The sequence below is a fragment of the Lysobacter sp. N42 genome (genome assembly GCF_004344885.1).
Genome location: NZ_SKFB01000003.1, coordinates 241,812 through 253,778, shown reverse-complemented (window position 1 = coordinate 253,778; position 11,967 = coordinate 241,812). Strand labels below are relative to the sequence as shown.

The 11,967-nt window shown below is 43.3% G+C and carries 9 protein-coding genes and 1 tRNA gene; 4 read left to right on the top strand and 6 right to left on the bottom strand.

The annotated features are described in order from the left end of the window. Positions 1-115: 115 nt before the first annotated feature. The 4 genes from EYQ95_RS08675 to EYQ95_RS08660 form a co-directional block, all read right to left on the bottom strand. Positions 116-1,336: an NRAMP family divalent metal transporter gene (locus tag EYQ95_RS08675; protein WP_111915438.1), complete on the bottom strand. Its 1,221-nt coding sequence runs from the start codon at positions 1,334-1,336 to the stop codon at positions 116-118. Between the two features lie 57 nt (positions 1,337-1,393). Beyond that, a complete protein-coding gene (locus EYQ95_RS08670; RefSeq protein WP_111915439.1) occupies positions 1,394-1,957 on the bottom strand; it encodes a FlgO family outer membrane protein in 564 nt (187 codons plus the stop codon). Then, on the bottom strand, positions 1,957-2,658 hold the full coding sequence (locus EYQ95_RS08665) for a FlgO family outer membrane protein (RefSeq protein WP_111915440.1): 702 nt from the start codon (positions 2,656-2,658) through the stop codon (positions 1,957-1,959). The genes EYQ95_RS08670 and EYQ95_RS08665 overlap by 1 nt, the downstream gene beginning before the upstream one ends. 76 nt (positions 2,659-2,734) lie before the next feature. Further along, on the bottom strand, positions 2,735-3,985 hold the full coding sequence (locus EYQ95_RS08660; RefSeq protein ID WP_111915441.1) for a winged helix-turn-helix domain-containing protein: 1,251 nt from the start codon (positions 3,983-3,985) through the stop codon (positions 2,735-2,737). Between the two features lie 118 nt (positions 3,986-4,103). On the opposite strand from EYQ95_RS08660, the gene EYQ95_RS08655 reads away from it, so the two are divergent. The 4 genes from EYQ95_RS08655 to EYQ95_RS08640 all read left to right on the top strand — a co-directional run bounded on the left by EYQ95_RS08655 (position 4,104) and on the right by EYQ95_RS08640 (position 7,675). Further along, the gene (locus tag EYQ95_RS08655; protein WP_111915442.1) at positions 4,104-5,567 is read left to right on the top strand and encodes a S41 family peptidase; all 1,464 of its coding nucleotides are present in this window, start codon (positions 4,104-4,106) and stop codon (positions 5,565-5,567) included. A gap of 104 nt (positions 5,568-5,671) precedes the next feature. Further along, entirely contained in the window at positions 5,672-5,998 is a 327-nt protein-coding gene (locus tag EYQ95_RS08650) for an antibiotic biosynthesis monooxygenase (RefSeq protein ID WP_111915443.1), read from the top strand. A gap of 88 nt (positions 5,999-6,086) precedes the next feature. Next, a complete protein-coding gene (locus EYQ95_RS08645; RefSeq protein ID WP_111915444.1) occupies positions 6,087-7,517 on the top strand; it encodes an amidase in 1,431 nt (476 codons plus the stop codon). Between the two features lie 81 nt (positions 7,518-7,598). Continuing rightward, positions 7,599-7,675: transfer RNA gene (locus tag EYQ95_RS08640), tRNA-Arg, on the top strand. A gap of 382 nt (positions 7,676-8,057) precedes the next feature. Here the strand turns inward: EYQ95_RS08640 and EYQ95_RS08635 are convergent. Together EYQ95_RS08635 and EYQ95_RS08630 are read right to left on the bottom strand one after the other, a co-directional pair. Continuing rightward, the gene (locus tag EYQ95_RS08635; protein ID WP_111915445.1) at positions 8,058-10,544 is read right to left on the bottom strand and encodes a hypothetical protein; all 2,487 of its coding nucleotides are present in this window, start codon (positions 10,542-10,544) and stop codon (positions 8,058-8,060) included. A gap of 254 nt (positions 10,545-10,798) precedes the next feature. Next, positions 10,799-11,653, bottom strand: a complete 855-nt coding sequence (locus EYQ95_RS08630; protein ID WP_165924702.1) for a hypothetical protein — start codon at positions 11,651-11,653, stop codon at positions 10,799-10,801. Positions 11,654-11,967: the final 314 nt, after the last annotated feature.

The following is an 11,967-nucleotide window of genomic DNA, read 5'->3' as shown; positions in this document are numbered from 1 at the left end:
CTACAACTCCACAAACGGAAGCCTATTATTTTTATATATGATGGCTTACGTGAAATTCACCCGATGTAAGAAAATAACGACAATTTATGTCGGTTGCAAGCAACTCCTTGAGTGGCTACATCAATAGCCAGATTAAGTAGAGGAAAACAAAGATAATTAGGTAAGAAAGACCCATTATTGACCATACCTTTAATGGTCTATTCATTAGCCCTGCTTCTTTCGCTAGCCTCATATTAAGCCAAGCAAATAATGGCGTTGTCACAAACGCCAACCCCATTGCGAATGTGAGCATAGGGCGTAATGCACCCGCAAAGAAGATAATAATCAACAAGCCCAGTAAACCTTGGGCAATAAGCAGTGCGTTAAAACGCAACTTCGATCTTGTTTGGCGACTTTCATGGAAGCAGGCATCAAAAATTCGCGCGTAACCGTCAAGCACAGTTATGGTGGTGCCAAACATACAAACGAAAGCAATAAACGCCACCAACCAACGCGACCATTCGCCCATAGTTTGGGCGTACATATCAATGAGCTGCTGGGCAAACGCACCACCCGCTAGCGCAACTTCCGTAGTAGAACCATATTGAATAATGGCACCTAAACCGAGGAATAAAACAGCAAGACCGGCGGTTACCCAGTAGCCTAAGTTAAAGTCGAAAAGCGCATACTTCTTAGCTTCGGGTTGGTATGTGTATTTCTCCTTTGCCCAAAGCGAATTAATCACCGAGATTTCAATCGGTGCGGGCATCCATCCCATCATGGCAATTAAAAACCCAAAACTCGCTAGCTGCCATGGATTAGGGCTCACAAAGTCGTCTACCCGTGCGGCGCCTTTCGACCAGGCAATAATAAAAGCAGCCAAGGTTGCCAATGCCAACAGCAACATGAAAATTTTGGCACTTTTGTCGAGCGCCGGATAGCGTCCCCAAATTAGTAATACCCAGCTAACGACTAAAAGAAATAAACTTAAGCTAATGACCGAAGGCGGCGAAGGAAGTATCCAAGACACAAAGTATTGCAACAAAGACGCAGTGAGTAGCAGCACACCAGCAGTTGCGACAATGGCGGCAATCGAACACACCACAATAAAGGCACCGTAAAGTCCTTTACCACTATTGCGATACCCGGTAATTAAACTTTGCTCTTGTGTAGCTGTGTAGTGAACGGCGAAGCGAAAGAAAGGATATTTCAGGGCATTTACAGCGATAATTACCCACAGTAACTGCCAGCCAAACAACGCTCCTGCTTGAGTGGACGCAACAAGGTGGGAGCCGCCAATAGCGGCCGTGGCCAGAAGAAGCCCTGGACCTAACGCTTTCAAGCGAGAAGTGTGCATAGGTATGCCTGTCTTATTATTATTTTACCTAAGCATACCTTGAGCGAGAAAAAGATATCAATTAACGATTGCAGTACCGCGTGTATATACCATGTCGCGCACAACGTCTCTTGGAATTTCTATTTGAGCTGTGGCTTTCACGACGCGAGTACCGAAGTCCAACATACGAAGTGTTACCACCATAGAAGCGCCACGGTCTAACAATGTGCCTACAAGTACATAATCAACGTCGAATGTTTCGTTTAATTCAAGGTAATTGGTCGAAAGTGCAAAGTCTCCTTCAGGAGTTACACGAATTGCATTCGTGAGTTTAAATTCCACAACTTGTAAGTCTGCGGCATGAAGTTCAGCACTTAACTCTTGCTGCAGCTGCAAACCCATTAAATTGCTTTCACGTAAGCCACCCGCCAACCACACAGGACTTGTTACCGCTACACGTTCGCCTACGCTAACATCGTTAGCCGTCGACATAAGCTCTTCCACCAATTGGAATGAGTAATAACCCGTAGAATATGTTGGGTTGTCGTTTACTCTTGCAGGCTCTTGTGGAGGCGGCGTATTACCGCAAGCTGTTATTGCAAGAACAGCAAACGTACTTAATAACTTCGTTATTGTTCTCATTATTCAATCTCCCCACGTGTGCCTGGTGCGTCGAACATGCTACTTAAGAATCCGCCCTTTTCACGTTCCGGCTGCGGGTCAGACAAGTGCGAACTACGATACAAACCGCCGCGGCGCCACTGTGAGTTCACTTCGTCTGAAGAAATGGTTTCCCATGGCACGAGCACAGTTGAAGACGAGATTACTAGTGCAGAACGCGCGTTCACTAAGCGAGTGTTCACAAGTAAGCCATTGTCTACTTCGCTATATGTACCTACGACCACCCAGTCGATCATATAGTTGTCGCGCAACCTTTCGGTGTCGCGGCTAAGCATGAGCTCTTGCTCGTCGGTCAGCTGCAGTGCTTGGGTTAATCTATACTCTAAAAAACCAATATTATATGGACGTGCAGAGGCCATTAACCCTTCTTGCATTTGCCGCGCTAAATCAGAGTAGCTGTCCGACGCCTGATGTTGAAGCGACTCTGCCGGCACAAAGCTTGTTACAGCTACACGTCGAATACCCTCGTGATATTGAAACAACTCATGAGCAAGAATGTTTTCATATTGCGTTAACGGACTATGCGGAACCGCTGACGGCGCAGGAGTGCGGTCTGCCATACTTTGTTCAGGAGCCGACGCGCAACCCACTAAAGTTGCGGTAAATGACAATGCTAATAAAACCGCTGCTATCGGTTTTGCACGTTGAGTTAAGCGTTTCATACAAACTCTCTTGAGAAAGGTTTGCTTATTTATCGGCCCGAGCAGCTAAAAACTTAACGTGATCCTCGCGATCTTTTTAGTGCAGAATTGCGGGTGTTTCGGGAAGTTGCTCGCAGCGAATTTCTTTTTGCAATCGAGAAGCGAGCTGCTGACAAAGTTCTACGCCACCAAGCCTGTCTCCTGTTAAATACAAAACCTGTGCGAGCCCCAATGTGCCTGACTCATGTAACGGGGCGTAACGAAGAGCATCTTCAAACCAAGTTTCAGCCTGACTGTAGGCTTGATCTTCAAGATAATAAGTTCCAATGACGGCTGCAATATCCGCAATCCATGGTCGAATTTGAACCTCCTGCTCTTCATACCTTGCTCGCATAGACTGAAATGCAGACTCAAAAGCCGAGACAGCAAGCTGGCGATTTCCACTCACTCCATGAAGCTCACCTAAATTAATCCACACTTGCCAAGCTTGATCATCAATTGCAATGGCTCGCTCATAGGTTTCAATTGCGTCTTCGTACTTTCCTTGTGCCGATTGCACAAACCCGAGGGCTTTCAGAGTCACAGCGCTATTTGGCTGAATTTCTACCGCTCGCACCGCAAGTGTGTGGGCACGATTGAGAAGGTTTCTAGCCTCTTCGTTGTCCAGCACCCCAGCCTCTACCTTCTCTGTTAATGAGGAGTAATGTTCTGACTCTGCCACCGTATACCGAACCGCCCTTTGCACTAAGGTATTTGCGAGACCAGCGTAGCCAGCTGCAGCACCGGGCTGTAAATCGATATGCTGCTCGTATAAGGAAATAGCCATTTCATTGTCGGCTAGCCGCATTTGGTGATAAAAATCATCTGCCTGTGTAAGCAGGTCGCGACCAGCGGTTTGCTCTTTTGCTGTATGTATAAACCACCCAGCTAAGACAGCAGCGCAGATAAGAACTGCGAGCACTATATAAAGCCATTTACGCTTTGGTTGGCCGCTAACAGGTTGCACCGACGCTGTTTCATCAATAAGTTGAGCTTTCTCAACAAGCCTATAACCACGTTTAGGTACAGTTTCGATAAATCTTGGCGATTTTGGGTCATCATGAAGAGCTGAGCGTAAACGAGAAATGGTGCGCAGAAGTGTTTCGTCACTCGCAAACTGTCCAGACCAAGCTTGTACAATAATCTCGTCTTTACTCACAAGCTCGCCTTGGGCGTGAATTAAAATAGCAAAAACAGCGCTTGTTTTTGGTTCAAGTCGAACAGTACCTAGAACGTCGGAGACACAATTACCTGACTCAAGATCAACGATCCATTCTCCAAGCTTAAATTTTTGGGATTTATTATTCATTTAATTCAATAGGTTACTGTTTGTCAGGGTTTTGTCCGGACTTTAGTAGTTTACTGTCCGATAATGCGGTTATGCTCCCATGTAATCTGCTGTTCATCAAATTTACAGGAGAGACAACATGAAAAGATTGTATACCACATTCACAAGTATTTGCTTACTGCTTGCCACTATCGCGGTAACGCACGCCAACACTTTCAATGAACAGCAAATTAAAGACGACTTCGCGCAATTGTACGAGGACTTGCAGTCTTCGAGCTACAACTTTTTCGCCCACACAGATAAAGATACTTTTGACCGACACTACCTCGAGTTCCAAAACCAGATTAATGGCAACATGACGCAACTGGAAGTTCATCGCTTGTTTTTACGCTTCGTTGCACTTGCAGACATTGCACACACACGAATCGACTTCCCTATTCAATTCTTCCGTGAATTTCTTAACAGTGGTGGGAAAACATTGCCGCTAAGTATTCGTGTTGAAGCAGACAGCGTTATCATTACTGAATACTTAGGTCTGCAAGATATCAAGCAAGGTGACAAGCTAATCAACGTAAACGGGCAGCCTGCTCTAATTTGGCTAGACACACTGGCTCAATACCTTGCCGCCGACGACTCAAGACTTGCTTATGTATTGCTAGAAGCATGGGGTATTGCACCATACCTTTGGTTACATGAAGGTGAACAACCGCAATACACACTTACACTCGAACGTGCGCACTCCGGTGAGCAATATGAAGTTGTGCAACCAACCTTGTCACATGAAACCCAAGAACAACACGTTGCAAGCCAAGCTATTGACGACTCCGAGCCTAGAGAATACCAAGTTCTAAGCAATCAAATCGGTTATTTAAAACCAGGAGAGTTTTATAACGTCTACGCAGAAGATAACAACCAAATTTGGGACACCACGGAGTTTCATAGTTTTATAGACGAAGCTATGCATACTTTTCTAGACGCGAACGTAAAAGATATCGTTATTGATGTGAGGGGTAACGCGGGCGGCACCAATAGTTTTAGCGACCACTTAATCGGTTGGTATGCAGATGAGCAATTCCGATTTGCTTCAGAGTTCCGCGTGAAAGTGTCTGAACATTCAAGAAATGCAAACTTACAAAGACTCGCATTAGACGACGATCCAGAATCTATCACCGCCAAGCTAGAGCAATTCTATGCCCAGAACGAGCAAGGCGATGTGATTTTATTTCCATTAGAAGATAGTTACCCCCACAGTGGTGATATGAATATCTCCGATAGTGATATTCAAATCTATGTATGGATTGACCGCTTCTCTTTCAGTAATGCGGTGTCTGTGGCAGCTATTACGAAAGACTATGGATTTGGCACAGTGATTGGTGAGAAAACAGCAGACCCTGCTACAACCTATGCAGCCATGGAAACATTTACGCTTGAAAATACGGGCATTAGTGTCGGTTATCCGAAAGCGCTCATCGTACGCCCTAATGGGAACCCTGTAGCTGACGGTGTTACACCGGATATTCAGTTGGAATGCCCAGAAGGAAGTGGTGAAGCTGCGCTATCGTGCTTAAGAGAGTTCATTCTAGAGCAACGTGTGCAACTCTAATATTGCTTTACAAAGGCATGGAACCTTACGGGCAACAAGCTTCAGGTTCCATGCCTAGGTTGAATGGATTTACCGTAATTTAATGTTTCAAATGAGTTCTAAATATGTTCGTAGTGGTTTATCAATTCTCTGCACGAAAAGGCTGTGAACAGAAATTTATTTTAAATTGGCTAAAGACAACACGAGGCATTTATCTGTTTAAAGGAAGTTTAGGTTCCAGATTACATAAAGATAAATCAGGTCGGTTTATCGCTTACGCGCAATGGCCCAGCGAACAGGCCTATCGAAATTCCACCAAGGGTATAATGCCGCGAAACTATGAGAAGCATGGAAACGATATGAAAAAGCAACTCGATTCTGTCGGAGTTAAAATACTGTTCGAAATGGAAGTACAAAAAGACTTTCTAAAAAGCAGCACGTTTCCCGTTTAAACATCTAAATAGTGCAAACTTTTCAAGGGATTCTCAAATAACGCATTTTCTATTAGGCTGAAGTAACAATCAGAGAGTGGGAAAAGTTATGGAATACTTAAGCGCCAGCGAAATTGCACAACAAGTACGTGAAGGGAAACTCACCAGTGTGGACATCACTTCTTTGTATTTAGAACGCATTAAAGAGCATAACGAGAAGTTGCAGGCGTATGTGTTTCATCAGCCGGAGCAGGCTCTCGCAGGAGCAAAACACTGTGACCAGAGCGGAGAAACAGAAGAGAAAGGCTTACTGCATGGCGTACCTGTATCCATTAAAGAATGCTATTTGTGGGAAGGCACACCCACCACTTTAAACTACCCACCGAAGCGAAACTACAGAGCAAAAGAAACCTCTATTCTGGTAAAGCGCTTGTTGGAACAGGGGGCGGTAATACTGGGTAAAACAAATGTACCTACGCTACTCTCTGACTCGCAAACTTTTGGCCCACTTTACCCAACTGCGAACAATCCGTTCGACCTAACAAGAACACCAGGGGGTAGCACCGGCGGAGGTGCTGCCGCGGTAGCTGCTGGTTTAACTACATTTGAACTGGGAAGCGACATTGGTGGTTCAATAAGAAACCCCTCTCACTATTGTGGCCTATTTGGTTTCAAACCTACCCAAAACGGTTACGCTTCTGACGGACATGTGCCGCCCTATCCTGAAGACAACATTGGCATAAGTATAATGAACCACACAGGGCCGCTCGCTAGAACCATGAACGACATACAACTAGCGAATGACGTGCTTTACAAGCCCGATCTTCAACGGCTGCATTACCTCGATACAAAAGGAAGAAACGTCAACCTACAAGGCATGAAGGTAGCCTACTTCGACTCATTGTATGGCTTGCAAGCTGGCAGCGACGTGCGCAATGCCATACACCGCATGGTGAACACCATTGAAAAACTAGGTGGTGAAGCCGTACCTATTCATATCGACAAGTTTCTTTCTGAACGCATGTTGAAAACCTGGACCAAACTACTCGGAGTTATGATGGGTCAGGGTTTGCCTTGGCTCGTGCGGAAAATGTTTTATTTGAAGTTCAGCCCGTCACTAAAGGCGTCTTCTTTGCCCGCCCGCAAAGAGTTGAAACAAGGCCTCTCGCTAAGCTTTCAACACTTCAGTCAAGCAATGGCAGAACGAGAAGAGCTTATTCAAGAAGTGAACCGCCTGTTTGAGCCTTACGACTTTGTACTTAGCCCTACTTCCATGGGACCAGCGTTTGAACACAACCACAAGCACCGTTCAATCTTGCTAGACGGAGAAGCCATTCCATATTTAGACTACTGCTTCCCATTCGTAGCCTTTTACAACCTTACCGGACACCCCGTGCTTACAGTACCCACAGGCCTTAATAAACAAGGCTTACCGATAGGACTCTCAATCAGCGCACCACACCACCAAGACCAGGAACTCATACATTTTGGTAAAACATTAGAGAGCAATGGCTACACATTTACAGCGCCCAAACTTTAGGGCGCTTTAAAGCCTTTTACTGGACAAAACTCGTGAATTTCCCTAGAATCCACGCCTGCTTTCTAGCAACTCCAATACCACGCACCCGTAGCTCAGCTGGATAGAGCGCTGCCCTCCGGAGGCAGAGGCCGCAGGTTCGACTCCTGCCGGGTGCGCCATCAAAGCCTTTCAGCATATTTCCTCTCGCAATTTCTATTTCTTTCTTAGTATTGAGTTGAAGTCATCCTAAAAACACTAATGACCTTTGCTCAAAACCACTCAAATTTCACAAGAAAAAATCCGTGACACATTCGTGACAAGCCCGTGACAAAATTTTTTTGTTGAATATTCGAACCAGATTATTTTGACCTTTACCCTAAAACGATATCGGCAGAATTTTTACCAATCTTTGAGTCAAAAAGATAAGGAAACTACCAGTCGTGCTCCTCCGCCTAGTGCCAGTTGGGGACCTTCCTACACCAACCTAGAGATCGAGAAAGCATCAATTACACTTTTAAATCTCTACTTGTGATGAGTAATCTTACCCTTTAAATACGTTACCTATACTTTCCAAATCCCAAGAGGATTATGAACTTCGAGGAAGTAGTGGAGAGAAGATATTCCCGAAATATCTCCAGAGTACTTAGTAAACCCGTAAACAACTATCGGGTCTTGTGCTTCGTTAGCCCAAGGCATAAATTTCCACTGATGGAAAACGAGTCCAACTGCGTTTTTCTCAACAACAAAACTTTCTTGTCCTTGGATATATCTGATTCGATCTGTTTTAGAGTTAAAACCATATTGAGCCAGAACTTTATTAAATCGACCGGTGTTTCGGTCATCCTCACATATAAACCACATACTGCCTGCGTTTCCAGGTGTACTTGTGCTTCTAGCTAGTGACTTAAGTTTTTGAATTAGTTCTGCTTCCAGTTGTTCCGCTAACTGAATACCATTAAACTCAATTCCGTGGATGACTTTTCCGCTCCTCGCTGATAACGAATATGCAGGACCGGTGTTAAATGGAACTTCTACTGTGTTGGGGAAAATATTGTTAGCAAACTTAACTTTGATGGCTAAATAATCTTTTCGGATTTGATTAAAGCGAATCCAGAAATTACTGTTAGTTTGACTCCAAGACTGATATATAAGCTTTAGGTCATCAGGGTTGGATGCTTCAGGAACACAATTTTTGAGTTGCTTAACGGTATACTGTTTACAATTTTCCAACTCCGTATCTAAGAAATCGTCAACTTGAATTTTTATACGATGTGCTTCAGGGTAGTCCCAGTCGAATGCATCCCTTACTGACTCTCTCATTATTAGTTGTGACTTTGATTTGAGCAACACAATAAATTGCTCGAGTTTTTCTGATTGCTCAATACTGAGGAGTCTAAATGAGGGGGGATTACCCAAACTTAACATTTCGGCAAGTATTACTACGCATGCTGAGGCTGCATATGATTTAATGTTGTGTCTTTCATAAAACTTATTATCTAATGAGAGTACGTGCTCATTAATCCAATCAGAAAAAGAACCGAGGTCCCTATTAAAAAGACCGTACTGTATATAGTTTGCGTCTGCATCTTTTGGCTGATACTGGTACCAACTTTCTTTAAGCTCAGACCATGAGTTATTCAAGGCACAAAGTGCGAAAAAATAAGCAATTGAATCAAGTGCGGACGATTGTATACAAGTAACTCTTATATCCGATACATTAGGCAAAGTCTGTTTTAGAAATTTAGATTCGTGTCCAAAACAACCATTAAATTCAGACCATTCTCCTTTGGCTTCATCACCATGTAATACGCCTAAGGCCTCCTCACATTGATTTAATTTTGATATTTTAAAGGGCTTTAGATTGTTGAATCTTTTACGCCACATACTGAACTTTTCATTTTCTCCTAACATGACAGGAGCCAATTGCTTTTTGTACAAACCGCTCGTTGCAGCCTCCTTTAAACTTTGATGAAGCTTAGTTAGGCGGTTAGGATTGTTTCGAGCCGCATATGCTACGAGGCTCTCCCATAAGTTTAATGCGGCATCCAGACCTTCTGGGTTTAGCGAAAAATCCCTCGCTCGCATAAAGAGCCCCATTATATTGCTGAGCCACTCACCTTCTGCATAAAGATCATCATAAGAGCAAGGATCATAGTTTTGTCGCTCTGCTTCACTATACATTATCTGCGTTAGATTAAGGAAAGGTGCCTTCGTAGGACGTGATCTTCTCGATCCGCAAAGTTCTGAAAATTGTGGATGATTAAAGATATACCCTAACAATACGAAAACTGAGCGCTGGGCGGAGAAATTAAGGCTCCGATTGTTCTTCCTTGCAGCTCTTGATACTTCGTTGAGCGATAGTATGAAGTTTACAACCACCAGCCATTCATTTGATTGAACAGGAACCACCCAGTCCTCATTAAAAACCAAGGGACGAACTTCCTTCATCAACTCTGTTATAGGTTCCTCTAGCTCGACATCAAGAGGGTTTGAGCTTAATCCCTCTCGAACAATGTCTATCCTAGCATTTAGTTGATCTAAATAGCGCCCTCTTCTGGCACCTACATGGGGCTCGACTCCTCGTTTTAGAGAATCATAGATTTCCCGTGGTCGCTTACTCGCCTGAGAAAATATATGGCTGAACCACATTCCAAGAGCGAGAACTATAGCCAAACACATTAGCGCAACTGCCCATGCATAAACTTGCATTAGAAAGGAAATGTCAGACTCACCGTCTACCGGTAATAGTGATTTAAAAGTTAGGGATAAAATGAAGTATAAAATCAAGCCCCAATAAATTCGTTTCGGAGTAATGAGCCTCCAGCTACTTAAGTAACGGATGATATGTGCAGAGTTATACTTTTCTGTTGCTCGGGAAATAACTTGGAGACTTAATGGAATCCCAATAGCTACGAACCCCACCAGTATTGTGAAGCTGTATCCAATAGAATCAGCAACAAAATGTGGGTCTAGTCCATTGAATAATCCATGAAAAATATCAATTATCCCACTTAGACGCTCTTTAACTTCCTCTGTTATTTCATTCATCGATTTATATTCTTAAAGTGACCAGACATAGGCTACAAATTCGTTTGATAGTAAATTGTATATGCCACAGGTAAATGTCATATATTTGAAAATAGAGAGGAAAAGCTTCTTAGGTACCCCAAACCGACTATAAAGACGGCTGACTGCTGGCTCCAGATCCTCATGCGATGCCATCTGGAAGCGGCTTCTCAAAACCAATCAACTTGACCCTCACTCCTCAGAAATACACTGCCAAGTACACCGCTATTTTACTACTACGGCTTACTTTTCTTGTTATTTTTTGAGCTGAATTTGAATAGTAGTTTTTTGATGGGCTCTAGCAAAAAACTAGCACGATGCCATTCATTAATATCCTCATCTCGTCTGTTATTTGTTTTGCCCATGACTTCATAGTAATCAGAATCGTTATCTGGATTATCGAACATACTTTGTAAATGGATATCAAAACCTCTTTCAGATAAGAGTAACTTAGCAGCACTAACGCCTGCTTCCTGAAGCTGACCAATTTTTCTTGCCGCTAAGTTTCCTTGAGTTTGCTTTACAGGATTTATATAGCCAGCCATAAAGGTCAGTAACCTTTGACGCGGAAGATGATACCCATCATCTTCAAAGTGATACTTTTGAAATAAAGAGGTCAATACAGTAGAGGCATATCCCATTTCGTATCCTCCTTGCTCCTCATCTAAAAAGCCATAGGGCTTAAGAAACGAAAGCTGATTATGAATCCACCCCCATACCATTCCTCCTGCCATGAAGTCGGCATCAGTTTCTTCGGACTTAATGCTGTCTACATCATTATCCAAGTGGCCTCGAACACAATGAATCATTTCATGAGCTAGACATAGCATTAAACAGATTAGCACTACTCTCGTTTCTTCAGACTTTTTCCTGTGCTTTTTAATTCCAGGACCATATACGACTTGCTCTAACTCATATAGCATTCTTACAGGGAAAATTATTCTATATAGTCCCCCGGGAAAGGCTCTAGCAACAGGGGTTAGCGAGTCACCAAAGTCTACCTGGAACTTTATCGTTTCTTTTTGTTTTTCAGGCCATGTTTTAATCGAGAGATAAAATAAATTCTTCAAGAATTCCAATTTGAACTTCATATTGTCCTCGCGAACATTTAACTCATCTACTGAAATCCCCTTTTGCCTGTTAAGAAAGTCGAAAATCATAATTCAAATTTAGTACCTTAATTAATAATGAAGCGTAACGCCCAGCTTCAGCGCACAGCCATGTGAGCGATAGTAACGAAAAGTCTTCATAGTTAAGTTCCAGTACCTCTCTAACGTGCGCACAATATCTAACTTTAGTTTTTGATTATGTTATTGACAGTAAAAGACTTAAATACACAACACAATAACAAAACGCGCAATATTGCAGAGATAAGAGTGCCGTGTCCGGTTCGCGCTATCCAGAA

What these genes read in the sequence shown, in the direction of transcription:
- EYQ95_RS08675 (WP_111915438.1), bottom strand. Translation starts at nt 1,336, where the DNA reads ATGCACACTTCTCGCTTGAAAGCGTTAGGTCCAGGGCTTCTTCTGGCC.
- EYQ95_RS08670 (WP_111915439.1), bottom strand. Translation starts at nt 1,957, where the DNA reads ATGAGAACAATAACGAAGTTATTAAGTACGTTTGCTGTTCTTGCAATA.
- EYQ95_RS08665 (WP_111915440.1), bottom strand. Translation starts at nt 2,658, where the DNA reads ATGAAACGCTTAACTCAACGTGCAAAACCGATAGCAGCGGTTTTATTA.
- EYQ95_RS08660 (WP_111915441.1), bottom strand. Translation starts at nt 3,985, where the DNA reads ATGAATAATAAATCCCAAAAATTTAAGCTTGGAGAATGGATCGTTGAT.
- EYQ95_RS08655 (WP_111915442.1), top strand. Translation starts at nt 4,104, where the DNA reads ATGAAAAGATTGTATACCACATTCACAAGTATTTGCTTACTGCTTGCC.
- EYQ95_RS08650 (WP_111915443.1), top strand. Translation starts at nt 5,672, where the DNA reads ATGTTCGTAGTGGTTTATCAATTCTCTGCACGAAAAGGCTGTGAACAG.
- EYQ95_RS08645 (WP_111915444.1), top strand. Translation starts at nt 6,087, where the DNA reads ATGGAATACTTAAGCGCCAGCGAAATTGCACAACAAGTACGTGAAGGG.
- EYQ95_RS08635 (WP_111915445.1), bottom strand. Translation starts at nt 10,544, where the DNA reads ATGAATGAAATAACAGAGGAAGTTAAAGAGCGTCTAAGTGGGATAATT.
- EYQ95_RS08630 (WP_165924702.1), bottom strand. Translation starts at nt 11,653, where the DNA reads ATGAAGTTCAAATTGGAATTCTTGAAGAATTTATTTTATCTCTCGATT.